Raw genomic sequence first — 22694 nt, forward strand, 5'->3', positions numbered from 1 at the left:
CGAGCGCCCTGCCGGTTCACCGCGACCTTGACTGCGCACCTAGCGCAGCTGGCTGTCCTTGCTGCCGCGCCGATTGATGGCGGAATGAACGACGCGGCTGTCCCTGCCCGATTGGCAATGTATGCAGGTCGTGGTTCCGGGCATCGCCCTGCGCCGGGCCTCGGGGATGTCTTCCCCGCATTCCACGCATTCCGAGGCGCCCTCACCGACCGGCATCTGCGCCCGGGCGTTCAACACCCCGTCGAGAACCGTGTCGTGGATCTGATCCAGAACGGCGCCGTCACGTGTCCATCCGCCGGCCATGTCGTCCTCCGCGGTCCGTCAGCTGTTTCAACTCTCTACGTAGGAAATCCCCCACGATTTTGAAGTTCCGACACCCATCGGACTCGCACGCCTCTAAAAAGAACAATACGGGAACATAATGTCCGCGCCGCCGCCCCGCTATGTCGAACTCCAGGCCACCTCGCACTTCTCCTTCCTGCGCGGAGCCTCGTCGTGCGAGGAATTGTTCAGCCAGGCGAACGTCTGCGGCATCGAGGCCATGGCCGTCGTCGACCGGAACTCGGTCGCCGGCATCGTCCGGGCCTGGCAGGCGGCAAAGGCCACGAGCGCCAGGCTGATCGTCGGCTGCCGCCTGGATCTCGCCGATGGGACCGGGCTGCTGGTCTATCCCACCGATCGGGCCGCCTATTCGCGCCTGACCCGGCTGCTGTCCGTGGGCAAGCGGCGCGCCGGCAAGGCAAAATGCCATCTCGACTGGACCGACGTCGCCGACTGGGCCGAGGGCCTGATCGCCATCCTCGTCCCTGACGAGGCCGACGCGGCCACGGCCGCCAATCTGCGCAGGCTCCGCGCCATCTTTGCGGACCGGTCCTATCTGGCCCTTACATTGCGTCGCCGCCCCGGCGACGCGTTGCGGCTCCACGACCTATCGAACCTGGCCGCCTCGGCCGGCGTCCCGACCGTCGTCACCAACGACGTGCTCTTCCATCATCCGCAGCGGCGCCTGCTTCAGGATGTCCTGACCTGCATCCGCCACCGTTGCACCATCGACGAACTGGGCTTTCGGAGGGAGCGCCACGCGGACCGACATCTGAAGCCCGCCGAGGAGATGCATCGGCTATTCGCCCGGTATCCGGAGGCCCTGGCCCGGACGCTCGAGATCGCCGACCGCTGCCGCTTCTCCCTGGCCGAGCTCCAGTACCAGTACCCCGACGAGGTCTCGACGCCCGGCATGACGCCGCAGCAGACCCTGGAGCAGCTGACCTTCGAGGGCGCGGCCCGGCGCTATACGGACGGCGTGCCGGACAAGGTCGCGGCCGTCCTCAAACACGAGCTCGGCCTGATCGAGCGGCTGGAGTACGCGCCGTATTTCCTGACCGTGAACTCGATCGTCGCCTTCGCCCGCAGTCGCGACATCCTGTGCCAGGGACGGGGTTCAGCCGCCAACTCGGCCGTCTGCTATGTGCTGGGCATCACCTCAATCGATCCGGAGCGCAACGACCTCCTGTTCGAGCGCTTCGTCTCCGAGGAGCGGCGCGAACCGCCCGACATCGATGTCGACTTCGAGCACGAGCGCCGGGAGGTCGTCATGCAGTGGGTGTTCGACACCTATGGCCGGGACCATGCGGCCCTCTGCTCGGTCGTCATCCGCTATCGCGCCAAGGCCGCCATCCGTGACGTCGGCAAGGCGCTCGGCCTGCCCGAGGACCTGACCAAGGCCCTATCCTCCCAGATCTGGCACTGGTCGACGGAAGGTGTTGAAGACAAGCACCTCAAGGCGCTGAACCTCAATCTCGAGGACCGGCGCCTGAGATTGACCCTAGAACTGGCGCATCAGCTCCAGGGCGCCCCGCGCCATCTCTCGCAGCACCCCGGCGGCTTCGTCCTGACCCGGGACCGGCTTGACGATCTCGTGCCTATCGAGCCCGCGGCGATGAAGGACCGCCAGGTCATCGAATGGGACAAGGACGACATCGACGCCCTGAAATTCATGAAGGTCGATTGCCTCGCCCTCGGCATGATGAGCTGCATGAAGCGCGGTCTCGACCTGCTTCGCGACCACAAGGGGATCGACCTCGATCTGGCGACCATCCCGGCCGAGGACCCGCGCACCTATGCGATGATCCGCAAGGCCGACACCCTGGGCGTCTTCCAGATCGAGAGCCGGGCCCAGATGGCTATGCTGCCCCGGATCAGGCCGCGCACCTTCTACGATCTCGTCATCGAGGTCGCGATCGTCCGCCCCGGCCCGATCCAGGGCGACATGGTGCACCCTTATCTGCGCCGTCGCGAGGGCAAGGAGCCGGTCGAATACCCCAAGCCCGAACTGGAGAAGGTCCTGGGCAAGACGCTCGGCGTGCCCCTGTTCCAGGAACAGGCCATGCGGGTCGCCATCGAATGCGCAGGTTTCACCGCCTCCGAGGCCGATCAGCTCCGCCGCGCCATGGCGACCTTCAAGTTCACCGGCGGGGTCAGCCATTTCCGGGACAAGCTGATCGGCGGGATGGTCGCGCGGGGCTACACCGAGGAATTCGCCTCCAGAACCTTCGGCCAGCTCGAGGGCTTCGGCTCCTACGGCTTTCCCGAGAGCCACGCGGCCTCCTTCGCCCTGATCGCCTATGCCTCGTCCTGGCTTAAATGCTGGCATCCCGACGTCTTCTGCGCCGCCCTGCTCAACGCCCAGCCCATGGGCTTCCATGCGCCCGCCCAGATCGTCCGTGATGCGCGGGAACACGGCGTCGAGATCCATCCCCCTTGTATCAACGCCTCGCGGTGGGACTGCAGTCTCGAGCCGACCCGTCATCCCGAACAGTTCGCCGTCCGGCTGGGCCTGCGCATGGTCTCCGGTCTCGCCAATGTCGACGGCGCGAAGATCGTCGGCGCCCGCGCCGACCAGGCGTTCGCCTCGGTCGATGACGTCTGGCGCCGCGCCGGCGTCCCCGCCGCCAGTCTGGTGAAGATCGCCGAGGCCGACGGTTTCCGCCCCTCCCTGCAACTGGCCAGACGCGAGGCCCTGTGGGCCATCAAGGGTCTGCGCGACGAACCGCTGCCTCTTTTCGCCGCCGCCTCCCTGCGTGAGCAGCAGATCGTCCCCGAGACCGACGAGCCCGAGATCCTGCTCAAGCCGATGACCGAAGGCCGTGAAGTGGTCGAGGACTATGGCCACATCGGCCTGACGCTCAGGGATCATCCCCTGGCCTTCCTGCGCGAGGATCTGACCCGGCAAACCTACGAAACCTGCGCCCAGGCTGGCGCCGCCCGCGACCAGAAGTTCGTCCGCGTCGCCGGGGTCGTTCTCGTCCGCCAGAAGCCCGGCTCGGCCAAGGGGGTGATGTTCATCACCCTGGAAGACGAGACCGCCATCGCCAACCTCGTCATCTGGCCCAAACTCTATGAAGAGAACCGCCGCACGATCCTCGGCGCCTCCATGCTCGGCGTCCACGGTCGCATCCAGCGCGAGGGCGAGGTCGTCCATCTCGTCGCCTACAAGCTGTTTGATCTGTCCGATCAGCTCGCCAGCGTCGGCGGCCGCGACGCCCCGCTCAGGTTCAGACAGGGTCGAGGGGATGAGTTCGCTCGCGGCGGGTCACCGGATGCCCGCGACGCGCCGCCGAAGGGCATGGCTGCGCGCGACATATACATCCCGGACCTGCACATCGACTCGATAAGGCCGAAGACGCGTGACTTTCGCTGAGAGCAGCCGCCGATCGCCGTCAAAACTGAACAACGCCGACCAGGAGCGGTGCGAATCAAACCGCTGAATTGGGACTGCTCCCCATATGTGCCCCAAGCCGGAATTGAGAAGGGGCCGCCCGAAGGCGGCCCCTAAATTCGACCATGAAACCAAGAGGTTAGATGGTCGGAGCGACAGGATTCGAACCTGCGACCCCTTGACCCCCAGTCAAGTGCGCTACCAGGCTGCGCCACGCTCCGAGAGGCGGTCGTATAGCGGGGCGACCCGCCCGCCGCAAACGCAAAAACGCGCTTTTATGATCAACCGGCCAGAACGGCGTCCAGACGGGCCCGCGCGCTCTCGATCTCCACAAGAAGCTGACGCAGGCGGACGGTCGAAACAGGCCCGTTGGTCGGTCCGGGCACGGCCGAGGCCTGTTCCGCGACGGGCGCGGCGTCCGAACCCGATTCGGCGTCCATGGCGAAGGCGGCCTCGGGATCACCGTAGGCGGCCAACCGGGCCAGCCCCTGGTCCTTGTAGAGGCGCTGCACGCCCTTGATGGTCAGGCCCTCGTCGTGCAGCAGCCGACGCACGGCCTTCAGCACCACCACGTCCTGGGGACGATAGAAGCGCCGACCGCCGGCCCGTTTGACCGGGTCGATGAAGGTGAATTTGGTTTCCCAGAAGCGCAACACATGCTGCGGCGCGCCGACGGCCTCCGCCGCTTCGGAGATGGTACGAAAAGCGTTAGGGCTCTTCGCCAAGGCGATCAGGCCTCGACGGCGGCGTCGTGGACCTTGGACTTCATGATCTGGGACGCGCGGAAGCTGATGACCCGGCGCGGATTGATCGCGGCCGGTTCGCCGGTCTTGGGGTTACGGCCCATGCGGGCGCGTTTTTCGCGAACCTGGAAGACGCCGAAACCGGACAGTTTCACCGTCTCGCCGCGCTCGAGCGACTCGACGATCAGATCCAGGGTGCGCTCGACCATCGACGAGCATTCCTGCCGCGACAGGCCCACCTCTTCGTGGACAGCCTCGCACAGATCCGCGCGGGTCAATGTGCTCTGTTCAGCCAAGGTTCGTCTCCGGTCGATGCGAGGTTCTCATAAAAGGCGAAAACCCAACAAAACGAAAGCCCCAAGTCGACAAGCTTGAGCTTAAGGGCAACTTAAAGTCGGAAAGCGCAAGCGCCCCAGGTGAGGCCGCCGCCCATGGCTTCGAGCAGGACCATATCGCCCCGCTTGATGCGCCCGTCCTTGATGGCGGCGTCCATGGCCAGCGGAATCGATGCCGCCGAGGTGTTGGCATGCTGGGCCACGGTGGTGATCACCGTCTCCTCGTTCAGGCCGAGGCGGTCGCCTACGCCCTTGATGATGCGCTGGTTGGCCTGGTGGGGCACGAACCAGTCGACGTCGGCGATCTCGATGTTCGCCGCCTTGCAGCAGGCGGTGATGGCCTCCGCGATGTTCACGACCGCGTGGCGGAACACCTGGTTGCCGAGCATGCGGAGGTGACCGACCGAGCCGGTCGTTGAAGGGCCGCCGTCGACATAGAGCAGATCGGTCTTGGAGCCGTCGGCGCGCAGGGCGAAGCCGAGCAGACCCTGATCGTCCTTGGTCCCCTGCCCTTCACGCGGCTCGACCACGAAGGCGCCGGCTCCATCGCCAAACAGGACACAGGTGGTGCGGTCCGACCAGTCCATCAGCCGGGTCATTTCCTCGGCGCCGATGACCAGGGCGCATTTGGCGTGACCGCGCGCCACGAAGCCGTCGGCGACGCTGAGCGCATAGACGAAGCCCGAACAGACGGCCTGGACGTCGAAGGCGATATTGACCGGGCAGCCCAGCTTGCGTTGGACGATGGTCGCCGTCGCCGGGAAGGTCATGTCCGGGGTCGTGGTGGCGACGATGATCAGATCGACGTCGGCGGGCGTCTTGCCGGCGTCGGCCAGGGCCTTGCGGGCCGCCTCGACGGCGAGATCGCTGGTCGGCTGGTCGTCGCGCGCCTTGTGGCGCTGCTTGATGCCGGTGCGTTCCTGGATCCACTCGTCACTGGTCTCGACGAACTCGGCCAAGTCGGCGTTGGTCACGATCTGCTCAGGCAGATAGGAGCCAACGCCGGTGACGGCGCTGCGGATAACGCTCACTGCAGAATCTCTCCGGAGGATGCGGCCGCCTCCCCCGCTTCAGCGGCGGATGGCAGGGCGTGCATGATGTCGTCGAGCCGACCCAGCTTGGAGCCGACCGTTGTCAGATAGTCGCTGCGGGCCAGGTCGACGCCGATGCGGATGGCGTTGCCGAAGCCCTGGGCGGTCGCGCCGCCGTGGCTCTTCACCACAATGCCGTTCAGGCCCAGCAAGGGGCCGCCGTTGATGGCGTTGGGGTCGATCTTCTGGCCCATGGCCTTGAGCGCTGGCAGGGCCAGAAGTGCGCCCATCTTGGCCTGGACGCTGGAGGACAGGGCTCCCTTGAGCAGGGTCGAGATGAAGCGGGCCGTGCCTTCGGCGGTCTTGAGGGCGATGTTCCCGGTGAAGCCGTCCGTGACGACCACATCGACCGTGCCCTTGGCGATGTCATCGCCCTCGACGAAGCCGTGGTAGTTCAGGTCCAGGCCGCCGGCGCGTAGGATGGCGTGCGCCTCGCGCACCTCCTCATGGCCCTTCATGTCCTCGGACCCGACGTTCAGGACGCCGATGGTCGGCTTCTTCACCCCATGGACAGCGGCATGGAAGGCCTCGCCCATGATGGCGAACTCGATCAGCTGTTCGGCGTCGCTCTCGATATTGGCGCCGACGTCCAGAACCGCGGTGACGCCCTTCAGCGTCGGCCAGCTGGCCACGATGGCCGGACGCTCCAGCCCCGGCGCCGACATGCGCAGGATCAGTTTGGAGATGGCCATCAGGGCGCCGGTATTGCCGGCGGAGACCACGGCCCCTGCCTCGCCCGACTTCACCGATTCGACGGCGTTCCACAGGCTGGAGCCCTTGCCTCGGCGCATGGCGGTGGCGGGCTTTTCGTCCATGGCCACGACCTTGTCGGTGTGACGGATCTCGCAAACCTCGGCGGTCAGCTTGCATTTCGCCATCTCGGCCGCGATGGCGGTCTGGTCGCCGTGCAGCAGGAAGCGGACGTTCTCACCGCCGTGGCGGCGGAGGTATTCGCGAATGCCGGGGACGACGACGGAGGGTCCGTGGTCGCCGCCCATGGCGTCGAGCGATATCAGGACGGGGGTGGGCAAAAGGCTACGCTCTCCGGGCGTCGTCTGACGCGACGCTCATCTGGGCTGTTCACGATAGACCTGCAACAGGTCGATGCAAAGGCAGGCGACCTTAGGTCAAGTTTTTAGGCTTCGTCCTTGGGCTTGAACTGTTTCAGGACCGCAAAGGGCGAGATTTCCTTTGGTTCCTCGGGCTGGACGAACTCCACGCCGGGCTTCCTCGGAAAGGGATCGAGGTTCAGGGCCAGTTGTTCGACCGCGTACTGACCCAGGTCGATTCGGCCGTCCTCGATCACATCGGCGATCTCGTCGTCGACGCCGATTTCGAACTCTTCGTCCTCAGGCCGTTCAGGAGCCTGCTCGACCAGATCGACGGCGAATCGCTCGTCAATCTCGACCGGCAGGGGCTCAAGTGTGATGCCGCAGGTCTGGACCGCGCTGGCCTTGACGCGGCCGGTCAGCTTCCAGCCGCCCTTGCCCAGATGCGGACCCAGATCAGGGTTGGGCGCGAGGGCCACCTCGGCCTCGAAGGCGTCGAGCGAAGCCAGGTCCAGCGAGCGGGCGATGCGGGCGCGCACGGCGGCGTCGGGCTCCAGCGTGCGCTTCAGACCGGCGCCGATCTCGTTGAGGCGGACGGTCTCGCTGAACGGAAGGGCGAGGCTCATGCGGCGATCTCCGGCCAGGACGGTTTCAGAACGGCGGCGAAGGACTGGGCGGCCAGAGCTTCGCGCGCCGCAAGGGCATAGCGGGCGAGCGCGGCGCCGCGTTCCGCGTCCTCGCTCTCGAAGACGTTGCGGGCCAGTCCGGCGGACAGGGTGGCGGCGTCGCCCGAGCGCAGCGGGCTCTCATAGGCGGTCATGCGGCCATACAGAGCCTCGCCCAGGGTGCGCATCTTCCTGGCCATCGACACATCGCCGACGCCGAGTTCACGCAGGACGTTGTCGAGCGCCGAAACATAGGCGTCGAACAGGGACTGGGCGGCGGCCACGCCCTTCCCGTCTTCCCCGGCGTCCTCATCGCGCAAGCGCAGGATCAGCAACAGGGCGTGCAGCGTGTAAAGCTCGAACCGGGCGTCGATCCGGTCGGCGACGCCTAGGACGGTGTAGAAGGCCGGTTGACGCGCCTGGGCCGCGACCGCCGCATACAGGGTGTCGCCCGGGCTCGGCGCAGAATGTTTCCGGAAGAGAGACTTAAGCATGTTTCACGGCCCCTTTTCCGCCGCGCCGTTGAACTAGAGCCCGTGTCCGGTTAGGTCAAAGACCTTGTTCTGTCGCAGGCGCCCGCAAATGCTTCGTATCGCCCCTCTCGTCGCCGTCGCCGCCCTGGCGCTTTCGGCCGCTGCCTGCGCCCCCGTGGTGGGTCTGCACGGCTTCCAGGTGGTCGATGTGAAGCCCTCGGACATCGTCGCCGGCACCGACACCAAGGAGACCGTCCTGGCGCGCCTGGGCACGCCCTCGACCACCTCGACCTTCGAACCGGATCAGGTCTGGTACTACATCAGCCAGACCAGCGAGCGTTACACCTACAATCGCCCGCAGATTTCCCAGCGCAGCGTGACCGAGATCACCTTCGACAAGGCCGATTCCAAGGTCGCCTCGGTCCGTACCCTGGGCCTGGATGACGGCCAGAAGATCGCCATGGAGCGTCGCGAGACCCCGACCCGCGGTCGCTCGCTGACCGTCATGGAACAGCTGCTGGGCAACGTCGCCCGTGGCCAGCTGCCTCGCACCGACGAGGACGTCCCCGGCCAGCGCCGCCCGGACTAAGTCACCGAGACAGTCGGAAAGAAAACGCCCCGGAGATCGCTCTCCGGGGCGTTTACTTTTGTCCTCCCGGAAGCGGCGAAGCCGCTGTCCGGGACGCAATCAGACGATCTTGCCGCTCGCCAGCACCGCCAGGAGCAGCAGGGCGACGATGTTGGTGATCTTGATCATCGGGTTCACCGCCGGGCCGGAGGTGTCCTTGTAGGGATCGCCGACCGTGTCGCCGGTGACCGCGGCCTTGTGGGCTTCGGAGCCCTTGCCGTGGACGACGCCGTTCTTGTCGGTGAATCCCTCCTCGATCACCTTCTTGGCGTTATCCCAGGCGCCGCCGCCAGAAGTCATCGAGATGGCCACGAACAGGCCGGTCACGATGACGCCCATGAGCATGGCGCCGAGGGCCGCGAAGGCGTTGGCCTTGTCCGCCAGGAACAGGATGGCGACGAACAGGACGATCGGCGACAGCACCGGCAGAAGCGACGGCACGATCATCTCGCGGATCGCCGCCTTCGTCAGGATGTCGACGGCGCGTCCGTATTCCGGCTTCACCTCATAGGTCATGATGCCGGGGTTCTCGCGGAACTGACGGCGCACCTCGGCGACGACCGATTCGGCCGCGCGACCGACCGCCATCATCGACATCCCGCCGAACAGGAAGGGCAGCAGCCCCCCGAACAGCAGGCCGACGACGACGTAGGGGTTGGTCAGGTCGAAGGCGACCGCGCCCATCCCGGCGAAGAACGGATAGTCCCCCGGATTGGCCGAGAAGTACTTCAGGTCCGAGGTATAGGCCGCGAACAGCACCAGGGCGCCGAGGCCAGCCGAACCGATGGCGTAGCCCTTGGTCACGGCCTTGGTGGTGTTGCCGACGGCGTCGAGGGCGTCGGTCGAGTGGCGCACTTCCGAGGGAAGTCCGGCCATCTCTGCGATGCCGCCGGCGTTGTCGGTGACGGGACCGAAGGCGTCGAGCGCCACGATCATCCCCGCCACGCCCAGCATGGTGGTGGTGGCGATGGCGATGCCGAACAGCCCGGCCAGCTGATAGCTGGCCACGATGCCGACGATGATCGTCAGGGCCGGAAGCGCGGTCGACTCGAGCGAGACGGCCAGACCCTGGATGACGTTGGTGCCGTGGCCCGACACCGAGGCGTTGGCCACCGACCGCACGGGACGGAAGTTGGAACCGGTGTAGTATTCGGTGATCACGACGATGGCCGCGGTGACCCCGAGACCGACCAGACCCGAGTAGAACAGACTGATCGGCGTGATGACCAGACCGTCGCCAGTGGTGACGGAGGCCGGAACCAGGGTGGTGATCACCCACCAGACCGCGCCCACGGACAGGACGCCTGTGACGATCAGGCCCTGATACAGCGCGCCCATGATGTTCTGCTTCTTGCCCAGGCGGACGAAGAAGCTGCCGATGATCGAAGTGACGATACAGATGCCGCAGATGGCCAGCGGCAGCAGCATCATCGTCCCGACGTACTCCGTCCCCCGGAAGAAGATGGCGGCCAGGACCATGGTGGCGACCGTGGTCACCGCATAGGTCTCGAACAGGTCGGCGGCCATGCCGGCGCAGTCGCCAACGTTGTCGCCGACGTTATCGGCGATGGTCGCGGCGTTGCGGGGATCGTCTTCCGGAATGCCGGCCTCGACCTTGCCCACCATGTCGCCGCCCACGTCGGCGCCCTTGGTGAAGATGCCGCCGCCCAGTCGCGCGAAGATGGAGATCAGGGAAGCGCCGAAGCCAAGGGCGACAAGGCCGTCGACGACCTCGCGGCTCGTCGGCTCCAGGCCCATATGCATGACCAGGACCGCGAAATAGCCCGAGACGCCCGCCAACGCCCCGCCGGCGACGAACATGCCGGTGATGGCGCCCGAGCGGAACGCGAGGTCCAGCCCCTTGGCGAGGCTTTCCGACGCGGCCTGGGCCGTCCGGACGTTGGCGCGCACCGAGATCAGCATCCCGGCATAGCCGGCGGCGCCCGAAAGCACCGCCCCGATCAGGAAGCCGACGGCTGCATAGGGACCGATCAGCAGGTAGGCGGCGATCAGGATGACGGCCCCGACGATGCCGATGGTGGTGTATTGCCGTCTCAGATAGGCCGAGGCGCCTTCCTGAATGGCGGCGGCGATCTCTCGCATCTTGTCATTGCCGGTGCCGGCTTTCATCAGCACAGCCGTCTGGGCGAGGCCATACAGCACCCCCAGGACGCCGGCCCCAAAGACCAGCGTAAGTATATGACTCATTGGCGTTTCCATGCCCTTGCAAAAGGCGCCCGGCTCCTTGGCGCGGCGGGCCTTTTGGCCTCTATCCGCCTTCCGGCTCCCCCGTGCGCTACAACCGCAGAACTGCGGTCACTCGGGAATTGCCGCATGACCGTGCCGCATGCGCCGTGATGACGCAACCGTGATCTTTGAAGGGTCTTTGGGGAGGGTCGTTGGAAGCGAGAGACGCCTAGAGGGTCGAGGCCACGCCGTCAGCCGACCCGTCAGAGCCGTCGGGCGTGAGATAGGGGTCCGGAACCGTCTCGATCACCGGCCCGCTGACACGGCGGCGCGGGATCTGGTTGGTCACCTCGGCCTTGATGATCGCGTGGGGGACGACAACCTCGGCGATGGCCATCAGGGCGGCGTTGATCTTGTTGTCGCTGAGCTTGTTCCAGTCGTCCGGCAGGGTGAATGGCGCGCCGTGGCCGGTCCGCACCAGGGCGTCGCGGAAGAAGGCTTCCTTGTTCTGGATGTCCTCCACCTTGGGCTCGGGGGCGAGGTGGAGCTTCAGATTGACGAAGACATAGTTGCGGATGCGGCCTTCGACGATGACCGGCAGGCCCACGGCGCGGATGCTGACGGTCTTGTCTGCGGGCTCTGCGCCCTCCTCCTTCTTGGGAGCACTCGCCAGAGCGGGCGTGGCGGCGATGACCGGCGCCGAAAGGGCGACGGCGGTTCCGGCGGCGATGAGGTCTCTGCGGCGCATGAGGGTAACCCTAACCGGCGGGGGTTAGGATTCAGTTTCAGCGACCGCTGTCAGCCGTGGGTCCAGCCGGCGCGGGCCAGCTCGACCGGACGGCCCTCGAAACGAACCCGGACGCCCGCTCCGGCCACGACCTGGCCGACCCGGGTCAGGCGGATGTGACGGCGCTCGGCCTCGCGGCGCAGGGCAGCCTCGTCGGCGGCGGGGGCGGTGAAGGCGATCTCATAGTCGTCGCCGCCGGTGGCCAGTTGCTCGAAGGCCGCCTGACGGTCGACGCGGGTTTCCAGCCAGGCCTGACCGGCCAGGGACACTGGCGTCCGCTCCATATCCAATTCGATGCCCACGCCCGAGGCCTCGGCGATATGGCCGATGTCGGCGATCAGGCCGTCTGAGACATCCAGCGAGGCAGTCGCCATGTCGCGCACGACCTCGGCGAAGGCCGTCTGGGGCATGGGACGGCGATAGTGGTCGATCAGCGCCTCGATACGTTCGAGCGCCAGCGTCAACGCCCCTTGCGCGGCCTTCAGGCCCAGGAAGCCGTCGCCGATCTGGCCGGTGACGAAGACGGCGTCCCCGGGGCGCGCGCCGTTGCGGGCCACCACCCTGCCCGCCTTCGCCCAGCCCATCAGGGTGACGGAAAACGAGGCGGGACCCGGCGTGACGACCGTATCGCCGCCCAGCAGGTGAATGCCGAACTCCTTTTGATCGCGCGCCAGCCCCTCCGCGAAGGCCTGACGCTCAGGCCAGCCGCAGCGCTGCGACCAGTGGCAGGCCAGCAGATAGCCGAACGGCTCCACCCCCTTGGACGCCAAATCCGACAGGTTCACGCGCAACAGCTTCTGCGCCACCGTGTCGAGCGGATCCTCGGGCAGGAAATGCACGCCCTCGACCAGGGCGTCCTTGGTCAGCACCAGATCGAAGCCCGGACGGGACGGGACCACGGCGACGTCGTCGACCAACCCCCTGCCCCATTCGGGATGGGCCAGGGGCGCCAGCAGTTTCGCGATGGTCTCGAACTCGCCGGACACGTCGACGGCGGGCATAGCGCTTACGCCTTCGGGCGCACGTCGCGGGCGACGCCGTCCAGGGCGGCGTTGACGAACTTGGCCTCGGCCTCGTCGAAGAAGGCCTTCGCCAGTTCGACATATTCGTCGATGACGATCTCGCGCGGCACTTCGGGCTGGTGCGCCAGCTCCCAGGCTCCGCAGCGCAGCAGGGCGCGCAGGGTCGCGTCCAGACGCTCCATGCGCCAGTTGGAGGCCAGACGCGCCTTTACGGCGGTGTCGATCTCGCGCTGGTTCTCGATCACGCCACGCACGATGCCGCCGAAATACTCCTCGTCCGCCTCGGCCAGGGGCTCGCCCTCGATATCGGCGTCGAAGCGGTGGTTGGAGAACTCGGTGATCACGGTTTCGACGCCCTCGCCGGCCAGTTCCATCTGGTACAGGGCCTGGACGGCGGCCAGACGGGCGACGGTGCGCGCACGGCGCTGGCGCGAGGTCAGGGAGGGTTCAGCGCGTTCCTTCTCGCTCTCGGCGAGTTGCTGCAGGACGGCCTGGATGCTGTTGGGTTCGGTCATTGCCCCGCAAGACCATGCCGGAGGCGTTTGCGCAAGGCGATCAGGTCCAGAGCGGCGCGCGCGGCGCCGCCGCCCTTGTCGCCTTCGCTGAGCTTGGCGCGGGCCCAGGCCTGGTCCTCGTCCTCGGTCGTCAGAATGCCGTTGCCGATCGCCAGACCCTTCAGACCGAGCTGCATCAGGCCCGCGGCCGACTGGTCCGAGACGATCTCGAAATGGTAGGTCTCGCCGCGAATGATGCAGCCGAGTGCGACGAAGCCGTCGTACTTGGGCGCGGTCGGATATTTGCCGGCCTCGTCGGCCAGGGCGATGGCGGTCGGCACCTCGAGGGCCCCGGGCACGGTGACCACGTCGAAGGCCACATTCTGGGCGCGCAGGGCGTCCTTCGCTCCGTCCAGCAGGGCGTCGGCCAGTGCGTCGTAGTAGCGCGCCTCGACGATGAGGACGCGGATCGGTTCGGTCAGGATTGGTCTTCTCCGTTCATGCCGCGCCAGCCGACGATGCGCAGGCCGTAGCCTTCCAACGCAGTCGGCTCAGGGCGGGTCGAGCTCATCACGATCATGTCGCGGACCCCGAGGTCCAGCAGGATCTGGGCCCCCAGGCCATAGGCCTTGATGGCGCGGTCGTTGGTCACCGGCTTGTCGGCGCCGGCGAGGCGTTCGGCCAGACCTTGCAGCGAGGGGTCGCGAAGGAAGACAACGACGCCGGGCTCGCCGCTGGCGGAGATCTGCTTGAGGGCGGCGGGAATGTAGTTCTGGCGGTCCTCGCGATGGCCCAGGAGATCGGCGGCGAAATCGACCTGGTGCATGCGGACCAGCGTCGGCTTGCCGGGCTCGATACGGCCGTGGACCAGGGCGACGTGCTCGCCGCCCTCGATGGTGTCGCGGTACAGCATCAGACGGAACGGACCGCCGTGGACGCTCTCGAACGGCTGATCCATGACCCGCTCGACATAGCGCTCGGTGCGGCGGCGATAGGCGATCAGATCAGCGATGGTGCCGATCTTCAGCCCGTGCAGCTGGGCGAAGGCGACCAGATCCGGCATCCTGGCCATGGAGCCGTCGTCATTCATGATCTCGCAGATCACCCCCGCAGGCGTCAGGCCGGCCATGCGGCTGATGTCGACGGCCGCCTCGGTATGGCCCGTGCGGACCAGAACCCCGCCGTCGCGGGCGATGAGAGGGAAGACGTGGCCCGGCGAGACGATGTCGTCGGCGCCCTTATTCGGATCGACGGCGGCCTGGACCGTGCGGGCGCGGTCGGCGGCGCTGATGCCGGTCGTGACCCCCTCTTTCGCCTCGATCGAGACGGTAAAGGCGGTGCCCATGGAAGTACGGTTGTCGGACGTCATCGGCGGCAGGCGCAGCTGGCGGCCGCGCTCGGACGTGATGGCCAGACAGATCAGGCCGCGCGCGTGGCGGGCCATGAAGTTGATCTGGTCCGGCGTCGCGAACTGGGCCGGGATGATGATGTCGCCCTCGTTCTCGCGATCCTCGGCGTCGACGAGGATGTAGGGGCGCCCGTTGCGGGCATCTTCGAGGATGTCCTCGATCGGGCTGATCGGACTGGAGAACATGTCCGAGGAAAGCTGGATGGTGTTGGTCATTACGCGGTCTCTTGCCAGCGTGCGAGATAGCGCGCCAGCATGTCGATTTCGAGGTTCACGGCGTCCCCGGGCTGCAAGCGGCCCAGGGTCGTCGCCTCCCAGGTGTGGGGGATGATGTTCAGGTCGAAGTTCCGGCCGTCCACGGCGTTGACCGTCAGGGACACGCCGTCGACCGTGATCGAGCCCTTGGCGGCGATGTAGCGATGCAGGGGGGCGGGGGCCTCCACCACGATCCGGTGCGATCCGCCGACCTGTTCGATCGACACGACCTTGCCCAGACCATCGACGTGACCCGAGACGACGTGGCCGCCCATCTCGTCGCCCAGTTTCGCGGCGCGCTCCAGATTGACGGGGTCGCCGGTCTTCCAGCCGCCGAGGGTGGTCTTGGACAGGGTCTCGTCCGAAACCTCGACGGCGAACCAACCATCCGCCTTTTCGACGACGGTCAGGCAGCAGCCCGCGTGGCTGATGGAGGCGCCCATGTCGATGCCCGAAACGTCCCAGGCGGTCTCGATCTCATAGCGGCGGTCGCGATTGGTTTCGGTGACCGCGCGGACGCGGCCGATGTCGGTGACGATGCCTGTGAACATCAGGAAACCCTTTCGTAGCGCTCCCACAGGTCGTCACCCAGAGCCTCCACCGCAAGGCGCCGGAACTTCGGAGCGTTGGCGAGACGCGCCAGCGACAGGGCCGCGACGCCCGGACGGCCGTCTCCGCCCAGCAGGATCGGGGCGCGGAACCAGTCGATGGCGTCCACGACGCCGGCCGCGACGAAAGCCGCCGCGACCCGGCCGCCGCCCTCGATCATCAGGCTGCGCACGCCGCGGGCGTAGAGCAACTCCAGAATGGCCTCGATGGTCGGGCGGTTCTGGGCGTCACCCGCGACCTGCACCACCTCGGCGCCGCCGATCGGCTGGGGTTCGCGGGTGGTGATGATCAGGGTCCCTGCCTTGGCCAGCCGGGCGAAAGACGGGGTACGCAGGCGGCTGTCGAGGACGACACGCAGCGGATCGGCCTTCTCGATCCGCACACCGGCTTCACTCTCGGGCAGGCGCACGGTCAGGCGCGGGTCGTCGGCCAGCACCGTCTCGACGCCGACCAGGATGGCGTCCCCGGCCGCGCGCAGGCGGTGACCCTGGAGCCGGGCTTCGGGACCCGTGATCCATTGGCTTTCGCCCGTCGAGGTGCCGATACGACCGTCCAGCGAGGTCGCGATCTTGAGAGTAATCCGGGGCCGCATCAGGTCTCGTCCAGGCCTTCGTCGCCGAGGAAGCGGGCGAAGTCGCCGGTGTGGCGGAAATCCTTGTAGACCGAGGCGTAGCGGACATAGGCCACTTCATCGACCGACTTGAGCGCCTTCATGATGAAGTCGCCGACGATGCTGGACGGGATTTCCGTCTCGCCCAGGCTTTCCAGCTGGCGGGTGATGCGGCTGACCAGCTGTTCGACCTGTTCGGCCTGAACAGGCCGCTTGCGCAGGGCCACGTTCAGCGACCGCTCCAGCTTGTCGCGGTCGAAGGGCGTGCGGCGGCCGTTGCGCTTGAGGATCATCAGCTCGCGCAGTTGCACCCGCTCGAAGGTGGTGAAGCGCCCGTTGCAGTTCGGGCAGGACCGGCGACGGCGGATGGCCGAGCCGTCGTCAGACGGCCGGCTGTCCTTCACCTGGGTGTCCTGATGTCCGCAAAAGGGGCACTTCATCAGGCGCCTACCCGTAGATCGGGAAGCGGCGCGTGAGCTCGCGCACCTTGCCGGCGACCTCGGCGATGACGGCCGGATCGGCCTCGTCGCCGCCGTTCATCGAGGAGACGACGTCGGCGATCCAGTGACCGATCTGTTTGAACTCTTCCTCGCCGAAGCCGCGCGTCGTGCCGGCCGGGGTGCCCAGACGGACGCCCGAGGTCACGGTGAAGGGGGCGGTGTCGAAGGGGACGCCGTTCTTGTTGCAGGTCATCAGGGCGTGTTCGAGCTGCAGCTCGGTGGCCTTGCCGGTCACGCCCTTGGGCCGCAGATCGACCAGCATCAGGTGGCTGTCGGTGCCGCCCGAGACGATGGCCAGGCCACGCTCGACCAGGACGCCGGCCAGGGCCTGAGCGTTGAGCACGACCTGTTTCGCATAGGCCTTGAATTCGGGCTTGAGCGCCTCGCCAAAGGCCACGGCCTTGGCGGCGATGACATGCTCCAGCGGCCCGCCCTGCAGACCGGGGAAGACGGCCGAGTTGATCTTCTTGCCCAGTTCGACGTCGTTGCTGAGGATCATGCCGCCGCGCGGACCGCGCAGGGTCTTGTGCGTCGTCGTGGTCACGACGTGGGCGTGCGGCAGCGGGTCCGGATAGACGCCGCCGGCGATCAGGCCCGCATAGTGGGCCATGTCGACGAAGAGGTAGGCCCCGACGCTGTCGGCGATCTCGCGGAAGCGCTTGAAATCGATGTGACGGCTGTAGGCCGAGGCGCCGGCCACGATCAGCTTGGGCTTTTCCTTCTCGGCCATCTCGGCGACGTGGTCGTAGTCGATCAGGTGATTGTCCTCGCGGACCTTGTAGGTCACCGGGCGGAACCATTTGCCCGACTGGTTGGCCGGAGAGCCGTGGGTCAGGTGGCCGCCGCAGGCCAGATCCATGCCGAGGAAGGTATCGCCGGGCTGCAGCAGGGCGAAGAAGACCGCCTGATTGGCCTGGGCGCCCGAGTGGGGCTGGACGTTGGCGAAGGCGCAGCCGAACAGTTGCTTGGCGCGCTCGCGGGCCAAATCCTCGGTGACGTCGACATATTCGCAGCCGCCGTAATAGCGGCGACCGGGATAGCCCTCGGCGTATTTATTCGTCAGAACAGAGCCTTGCGCTTCAAGAACCGCTTTGGAGACGATGTTCTCGGACGCGATCAGCTCGATCTGTTCCTGCTGACGGCCCAGCTCGCCCTGGATGCCCTTGAAGACGTCCGGATCGGCGTCCGCGAGAGACTTCGAGAAGTAGTCGGCGTGGGTGGTGATGGTCACAGGCGTCCCCGGCAATCTGAAGGCGCCCTATCTAGTCCTGAGAGGGGCCAACCACAACATCTTGTGTCGGGACTGTGAAGCGGAGCGGACAGTCAGAGGCCGAGAATACGCCGGAGTTTGGCGACGGCCAGCCGCTCGACCGCCTTGGGCTCCATGGCGGGGCCGACGGCCGTGGCCTCGGTTCCCGTCGCGACATGGACGGCGGTGACCTTCAGATAGGGTCCGTTGCGGGTCTTCTCGACGATGAGCTGCCCGAGGCTGGCGTCGCTCAAAGCCGCTGCAGGCCCTGGATCATGTCGGCGGTGTCGATCTCGCCGTCCCAATAGCCGATCAGGGTCTCGGCGTTCAGGGAGATCCATTGCTGGACCAGCTTCAGGTTGGCGGCGTCGAGAGCGCCCTCGATCAGGCTCGGTTCTGGGCGGATACCCACGACGGCCAGATCATCGACGCCCATCCGGTCGCCCGGCGTCTGGCAGACCTTGATGCGGGCGTCATGCCGCGCGTGCCCCCTGTGGCTAACCCACACGGTCATCGGCAGGCCCGTCGTCTTCGGACGCAGATTGGCCATGTCGAAGAAGTCTTCCTCCTCGACCGGCGCATCCGGGATCGGCTGGTGGACGTTCATGCCGGAACCATACCGCGAAAATAGCGGAAGCCGAAATCAAGCCGCTTCTCAAGCCGCCGAGGGCATCCGGGCGATGTGGCAGTGGGTCCAGAGCTGGTCCATTGCGCTGACCAGGGCGTCCATCATGCCGTCGTCGTGGTTCGGCGAGGGGGTGAAACGCAAACGCTCGGTGCCCTTGGGCACTGTCGGATAGTTGATCGGCTGGACGTAGACGCCGAACTCTTCCAGCAGCATGTCCGAGATCATCTTGGTGTGGACCGGATCGCCGACGAAGACGGGGACGATGTGGCTTTCGGACGGCATGACCGGGATGCCGGCGGCGGCGAAGCGGTCCTTCAGGGTCCGGGCGCGCTCCTGATGGGCGACGCGCAGTTCCGGATGGGCCTTGAGGTGGCGCACCGAGGCCAGTGCGCCCGCAGTCAGGGCCGGCGGCAGCGAGGTGGTGAATATGAAGCCCGAGGCCCAGCTGCGCACAGCATCGACGATCACCGCATCGGCGGCGATATAGCCGCCCATGACGCCGATGGCCTTGCCCAGGGTGCATTCGACGATGTCGATGCCGGCCAGCACCCCGTCACGCTCGGCGACGCCGGCGCCGGTCGCGCCGTACAGGCCGACGGCGTGGACCTCGTCGAGATAGGTCAGGGCGCCGTATTTGCGGGCCAGGGCGATGGTGCCGGCCAGGTCGGCGATGTCGCCGTCCATGGAATAGACGCTCTCGAAGGCCACCAGCTTGGGCGCATCGGCGGGCGCGGCGGCCAGCAGCTGCTCCAGATGCGCCAGATCGTTGTGCATGAACACATGCCGCTCGCAGCCGCCGTTGCGAATGCCGGCGATCATCGAGGCGTGGTTCAGGCTGTCGGAGAAGATGATCAGGCCCGGCAGGATGCGCTGCAGGGTCGTCAGGGTCGCCTCATTGGCCACATAGCCCGAGGTGAACAGCAGCGCGGCTTCTTTCTGGTGCCAGGCGGCCAGCTCGGCCTCCAGGTCCACGGCCGAGCGCGTCGTGCCCGAGATGTTGCGGGTGCCGCCGGCGCCGGCGCCCACGGCGTCGATCTCGGCCTGCATGGCCTCCAGCACGACCGGGTTCTGGCCCATGCCGAGATAGTCGTTGGAGCACCAGATGACGACGTCCTGCTCGGAGCCGTCCTCACGCCGCCGCACCGCCTTGGGGAACTGGCCGCGCACGCGCTTCAGGTCGGCGAAGACGCGGTAACGCCCCTCGCTCTTCACCTGATCGACGGCGGATTCGAAGGCGGCCTTGTAGTCGTACAACTGGGCGGACTTTCGCGCGAAAAACGTGGCGGGTATTTGCGCCGATTGACCCCGGGTGTCCACGCGATGACAAGGACAAATTGTCCTAAACCGCTAATTGATAACGGTTCTCAATAGCCGGAGAGTGCGTTCATGGGGATGCGGGTGACCTGCACATCCTCCTTGTTGGCGGCGTATCCAACCCAGAGGAAGCCGTTCCAGACGGTGCTCTTCGGGTAGTGATAACCCGGCCGCTTGTACTGGCCTTCGTAGCGAAGCGGCTGGAGGTCGCCCTGCCCGCGCAGCAGGAAGGACCGGTCGAAGGTGCGGCCGTCGCGGCTGACGGTGACGGCCAGCGGGATGCGGAGGCGGTCGCTGTTCGGCGCATTGACGAGGAAGGCCGTGCCGTCCGGCAGGTTACCGGCGCTCTGTTTGGCGCGGCTGTCAGGCATGGCGGTGACCCCCGGCGTGGACCAGCTGACGCCCCGGTCACAACTCTCGGACGCCAGCTGGCGGAAGCTGAGGTCTTCATCGCGGAAGACCATGACCGCGCAGTCGCTGGCCTGAAACAGGCTGGGCTCGATCTCGCGGCTGAGGCGGCTTTCATGGATGGGGGCGCCCGCCGGGGTCGGGGCCCGCTCCAGATGGGTCATGCGGCCGAGGGTCCAGCCGGAGACGCCCAGAGGGTCATCCGTAAAGGCGGGCGTGGCGATCATGCCGGGCCGCATGTGGAAGGCGCCGATGATACGGTCTCCGAAACGGTGCGGGTCCTGTTCGATGACGCCGTCGATGGGCGTCCCATCCGCCGCCAGCACCGACCGCGGGGCGGACCAGCTCTGACCATCGCCGCTGCTCAGGTATTCGGTCTGGCCGCCGTCGCCGGACTGGAAGCCGTTGGGCCAGACGTTGAGGTAGGCGACCAGGGTCTGGCCGTCCGTGGACCAGCCGCCGCTGGAGACCATCCGTCCGCCCTCTCCCGGCGGCGCCAGCTCGACCGGCGCGGTCCAGCGCTCGCCGTCGGCGCTGGAAGCGAACATCACCCGGGTGTCGGGAGAATCCTCGTCGCGCGGCGAGGACTGCCACTGGGCATAGAGCCGCCCCCTGAAGCCGATCAGGGAGACGCCGTTGCTGAAGTGATCGGTTCCCTCTTCCGGTCGAAAGACGGTGAAGGTCTCCGTGCCCGGCGCCGGGGTCAGGCCGAGGTCGGGCTTCGAGGCGTCGAACAGCCCGGGAGCGATCATATACGGCGCGGGACGGTCGTCAGCCGCCGCCGTCAGCAGCATGACGGCGGCGAGCAGACCGGCGATCATGCAGGCTTGCGGAACTTGAGCATGAACTGGCTGGTGTGCCCCCGGATCGCCGCATCGAAGACATTGGCGGTCAGGGGATCGCTGTCGTTCTTCAGGATGTCGCTATGGTCTTCCAGCACGAAGCCCGCGGCCTCGACCTCCTCCTTGACGATGGCCGGGTCGATGCGGTGCAGGCTGTCGGCGGCGGCCAGGCCCGAGCCGGCGGCGGCATAGTGGTCGACGATGACATAGAGGCCGCCGGGCTTGAGCGCCGCGAATACTGCCGCATTCGTCTTCGCCGCCGTATCGGCCGCGAAGGGCTTGAGGTGCAGGTCGTGATAGTTCTGGGCCGTGAAGACCAGATCCATCGCGGCCGGAAACTCGGGCGCACCCAGCGGCGAGCGGATGCCCTCGACGTTCGGCAGGGCGTCGGCAGCGGTGATGGCGTCGGCATACGAGGCCTGGAAGCCGATGAACTGGGCGGGCTGCCAGGCGATGACCTTGCCGGTCGGGCCGGTGGCGGCGGCGAAGACGCGGGTGAAATAGCCGCCGCCGATGATCATGTCGCCGATGGTCTGGCCGGGCATGACCTCGGCGAAGGCCAGGGTCTCGGCGGTATGCCGGGCCTCGTCGCGCGCCTTGTCGGCTTCGGTGCGGACCGGATCGGCCAGGGCGGCCGAATAGGCCGACGGCTCCATATGCATCTGGGCGACGGCGCCGCCCGCGACGCCTGTGGCCAGAAGAACGGCGGCCGAAACGGCCAGGACGAACGAACGCTTCATGTCAGCCTCCCACGCGCCCTGAGCGGCGCTTGATTGATTACGCCCGCAAACCGCCGAGGTTACGCCCCTACCTTTTGGGCTTAGCCCGGCTTGCGGAAGCGATAGACGAACTGGTCAGTCTTGCCCCGGATGGCCGGGTCGAAGACGGTCAGGGTGTGGTCGTCCTCGGGGTTGGCGACGGCCGAAGTCTCTCCGGCGAAGACGAAGCCCGCGGCCTCGACCTCGCGACGCAGCTCCGCGCCCTCGATGCGGTGCAGGGTGCCCGAGACGCTGATGCCCGCGCCCGGCGCCGACTGGTGATCCAGGATGACATAGAGGCCGCCCGGCTTGAGCGCCGCGAACACCGCCGCGTTCATCCTGGCGACATCGACGTTGAACCGGGGGATGGTGAAGTCGTGGTACTCCTGCCCCATGAAGACCACGTCCAGCGGCTCGGGGAAGGTCATGACGTTCAGGTCGCCGGTGATCCGGTTCACGTTCGGATAGGCGGCGGCCAGGGTGTCGCCGAAGCCGTTCTCGCGCTGGGCGGTCTGGTTGGGCACGAAGGCATAGACCCGGCCCGACGGACCGACGGCCTTGGCGAACAGGCGGGTGAAATAGCCCTCCTCGGGCCGGATGTCGGCGACGCGGTCCCCGGCGTCCAACTGGGCGAAGGCCATCATCTCGGCAGGCTTGCGCAGCGGATCGCGAGCGACCTCCTCGGCCGGACGCAGCGGATCGGCGATGGCGGCGGCGTAGGCGTTCTCCTCGGCCCGCGTCGCTTCCTCGCCCGGCATGGCGACGATGGTCTTGTCGCCTCCGTCGCTGGCGATGATCACGCATCCGGACAGGGCCGTCGCCCCCAGGGCTGCGACGGCGGCGGCGAGGAGAAGCGGCTTCGACATGGAAGGCATCGGGGGGCATCCTGAACGGCGATGGGCGAAGCTACGCCCCGAAGCGGCG

The 22694-nt window shown here is 67.0% G+C and carries 25 protein-coding genes and 1 tRNA gene; 2 read left to right on the forward strand and 24 right to left on the reverse strand.

The window, feature by feature from the left end:
- Positions 1 to 39 precede the first annotated feature (39 nt).
- A complete protein-coding gene (locus IFJ75_RS08680) occupies positions 40 to 303 on the reverse strand; it encodes a DksA/TraR family C4-type zinc finger protein (RefSeq protein ID WP_207932179.1) in 264 nt (87 codons plus the stop codon).
- A gap of 118 nt (positions 304 to 421) precedes the next feature.
- Here IFJ75_RS08680 and IFJ75_RS08685 point away from each other — a divergent pair, with 118 nt between their 5' ends.
- Entirely contained in the window at positions 422 to 3697 is a 3276-nt protein-coding gene (locus tag IFJ75_RS08685; protein WP_207932180.1) for an error-prone DNA polymerase, read from the forward strand.
- Positions 3698 to 3859: 162 nt separating this feature from the next.
- Here IFJ75_RS08685 and IFJ75_RS08690 read toward each other — a convergent pair.
- The 7 genes from IFJ75_RS08690 to IFJ75_RS08720 all read right to left on the reverse strand — a co-directional run bounded on the left by IFJ75_RS08690 (position 3860) and on the right by IFJ75_RS08720 (position 8092).
- A tRNA-Pro gene (locus IFJ75_RS08690) sits at positions 3860 to 3936 on the reverse strand.
- 60 nt (positions 3937 to 3996) lie between these two features.
- Positions 3997 to 4440, reverse strand: a complete 444-nt coding sequence (locus IFJ75_RS08695) for a MerR family transcriptional regulator (RefSeq protein ID WP_207932181.1) — start codon at positions 4438 to 4440, stop codon at positions 3997 to 3999.
- Between the two features lie 5 nt (positions 4441 to 4445).
- A complete protein-coding gene (locus tag IFJ75_RS08700; protein ID WP_207932182.1) occupies positions 4446 to 4754 on the reverse strand; it encodes an integration host factor subunit alpha in 309 nt (102 codons plus the stop codon).
- A gap of 92 nt (positions 4755 to 4846) precedes the next feature.
- Positions 4847 to 5824 (reverse strand): beta-ketoacyl-ACP synthase III, encoded by a 978-nt coding sequence (locus tag IFJ75_RS08705; protein WP_207932183.1) that lies wholly within the window; start codon positions 5822 to 5824, stop codon positions 4847 to 4849.
- Positions 5821 to 6882 carry a phosphate acyltransferase PlsX gene (gene plsX / locus IFJ75_RS08710; RefSeq protein ID WP_263973044.1) on the reverse strand — a complete coding sequence of 354 codons (1062 nt, stop codon included), beginning with the start codon at positions 6880 to 6882 and terminating at the stop codon, positions 5821 to 5823. Before plsX ends, IFJ75_RS08705 begins: the two co-directional genes overlap by 4 nt.
- Positions 6883 to 7019: 137 nt before the next feature.
- The gene (locus IFJ75_RS08715) at positions 7020 to 7559 is read right to left on the reverse strand and encodes a YceD family protein (protein ID WP_207932185.1); all 540 of its coding nucleotides are present in this window, start codon (positions 7557 to 7559) and stop codon (positions 7020 to 7022) included.
- Positions 7556 to 8092, reverse strand: coding sequence for a ubiquinol-cytochrome C chaperone family protein (locus IFJ75_RS08720; protein WP_207932186.1), 537 nt, complete (start codon positions 8090 to 8092; stop codon positions 7556 to 7558). The genes IFJ75_RS08715 and IFJ75_RS08720 overlap by 4 nt, the downstream gene beginning before the upstream one ends.
- An 88-nt stretch (positions 8093 to 8180) precedes the next feature.
- Here IFJ75_RS08720 and bamE point away from each other — a divergent pair, with 88 nt between their 5' ends.
- Positions 8181 to 8660 (forward strand): outer membrane protein assembly factor BamE domain-containing protein, encoded by a 480-nt coding sequence (bamE, locus tag IFJ75_RS08725; protein WP_207932187.1) that lies wholly within the window; start codon positions 8181 to 8183, stop codon positions 8658 to 8660.
- 99 nt (positions 8661 to 8759) lie between these two features.
- On the opposite strand, the gene IFJ75_RS08730 is transcribed toward bamE, so the two are convergent.
- From IFJ75_RS08730 to IFJ75_RS08805, 16 genes are all read right to left on the reverse strand, one after another.
- Positions 8760 to 10907, reverse strand: coding sequence for a sodium-translocating pyrophosphatase (locus tag IFJ75_RS08730; RefSeq protein ID WP_207932188.1), 2148 nt, complete (start codon positions 10905 to 10907; stop codon positions 8760 to 8762).
- A 208-nt stretch (positions 10908 to 11115) separates the two neighbouring features.
- A complete protein-coding gene (locus IFJ75_RS08735) occupies positions 11116 to 11634 on the reverse strand; it encodes a hypothetical protein (protein ID WP_207932189.1) in 519 nt (172 codons plus the stop codon).
- Positions 11635 to 11684: 50 nt separating this feature from the next.
- The gene (thiL, locus tag IFJ75_RS08740; protein WP_207932190.1) at positions 11685 to 12674 is read right to left on the reverse strand and encodes a thiamine-phosphate kinase; all 990 of its coding nucleotides are present in this window, start codon (positions 12672 to 12674) and stop codon (positions 11685 to 11687) included.
- A gap of 5 nt (positions 12675 to 12679) precedes the next feature.
- A complete protein-coding gene (gene nusB / locus IFJ75_RS08745) occupies positions 12680 to 13210 on the reverse strand; it encodes a transcription antitermination factor NusB (protein WP_207932191.1) in 531 nt (176 codons plus the stop codon).
- Positions 13207 to 13671: a 6,7-dimethyl-8-ribityllumazine synthase gene (gene ribH, locus IFJ75_RS08750; RefSeq protein WP_207932539.1), complete on the reverse strand. Its 465-nt coding sequence runs from the start codon at positions 13669 to 13671 to the stop codon at positions 13207 to 13209. Before ribH ends, nusB begins: the two co-directional genes overlap by 4 nt.
- On the reverse strand, positions 13668 to 14813 hold the full coding sequence (gene ribB / locus IFJ75_RS08755) for a 3,4-dihydroxy-2-butanone-4-phosphate synthase (protein ID WP_210766920.1): 1146 nt from the start codon (positions 14811 to 14813) through the stop codon (positions 13668 to 13670). Before ribB ends, ribH begins: the two co-directional genes overlap by 4 nt.
- The gene (locus IFJ75_RS08760) at positions 14813 to 15403 is read right to left on the reverse strand and encodes a riboflavin synthase (protein ID WP_207932192.1); all 591 of its coding nucleotides are present in this window, start codon (positions 15401 to 15403) and stop codon (positions 14813 to 14815) included. The genes ribB and IFJ75_RS08760 overlap by 1 nt, the downstream gene beginning before the upstream one ends.
- On the reverse strand, positions 15403 to 16053 hold the full coding sequence (locus tag IFJ75_RS08765; RefSeq protein WP_207932193.1) for a RibD family protein: 651 nt from the start codon (positions 16051 to 16053) through the stop codon (positions 15403 to 15405). Before IFJ75_RS08765 ends, IFJ75_RS08760 begins: the two co-directional genes overlap by 1 nt.
- On the reverse strand, positions 16053 to 16511 hold the full coding sequence (gene nrdR / locus IFJ75_RS08770) for a transcriptional regulator NrdR (protein ID WP_207932194.1): 459 nt from the start codon (positions 16509 to 16511) through the stop codon (positions 16053 to 16055). Before nrdR ends, IFJ75_RS08765 begins: the two co-directional genes overlap by 1 nt.
- 7 nt (positions 16512 to 16518) lie before the next feature.
- Positions 16519 to 17802 (reverse strand): serine hydroxymethyltransferase, encoded by a 1284-nt coding sequence (gene glyA, locus IFJ75_RS08775; RefSeq protein ID WP_207932195.1) that lies wholly within the window; start codon positions 17800 to 17802, stop codon positions 16519 to 16521.
- 92 nt (positions 17803 to 17894) lie between these two features.
- The gene (locus IFJ75_RS08780) at positions 17895 to 18074 is read right to left on the reverse strand and encodes a DUF6898 family protein (RefSeq protein ID WP_207932196.1); all 180 of its coding nucleotides are present in this window, start codon (positions 18072 to 18074) and stop codon (positions 17895 to 17897) included.
- Positions 18071 to 18427: a hypothetical protein gene (locus tag IFJ75_RS08785; RefSeq protein ID WP_207932197.1), complete on the reverse strand. Its 357-nt coding sequence runs from the start codon at positions 18425 to 18427 to the stop codon at positions 18071 to 18073. The genes IFJ75_RS08780 and IFJ75_RS08785 overlap by 4 nt, the downstream gene beginning before the upstream one ends.
- A 48-nt stretch (positions 18428 to 18475) precedes the next feature.
- Positions 18476 to 19702, reverse strand: coding sequence for a 5-aminolevulinate synthase (gene hemA / locus IFJ75_RS08790; protein ID WP_207932198.1), 1227 nt, complete (start codon positions 19700 to 19702; stop codon positions 18476 to 18478).
- 110 nt (positions 19703 to 19812) lie between these two features.
- Positions 19813 to 20991: a sialidase family protein gene (locus tag IFJ75_RS08795; RefSeq protein ID WP_225897058.1), complete on the reverse strand. Its 1179-nt coding sequence runs from the start codon at positions 20989 to 20991 to the stop codon at positions 19813 to 19815.
- Entirely contained in the window at positions 20988 to 21752 is a 765-nt protein-coding gene (locus IFJ75_RS08800) for a class I SAM-dependent methyltransferase (RefSeq protein WP_207932199.1), read from the reverse strand. The genes IFJ75_RS08795 and IFJ75_RS08800 overlap by 4 nt, the downstream gene beginning before the upstream one ends.
- An 80-nt stretch (positions 21753 to 21832) precedes the next feature.
- On the reverse strand, positions 21833 to 22645 hold the full coding sequence (locus IFJ75_RS08805; RefSeq protein ID WP_225897059.1) for a class I SAM-dependent methyltransferase: 813 nt from the start codon (positions 22643 to 22645) through the stop codon (positions 21833 to 21835).
- Positions 22646 to 22694 lie beyond the last annotated feature (49 nt).

The organism is Brevundimonas goettingensis (assembly GCF_017487405.1).
Taxonomy (GTDB): Bacteria; Pseudomonadota; Alphaproteobacteria; order Caulobacterales; family Caulobacteraceae; genus Brevundimonas; species Brevundimonas goettingensis.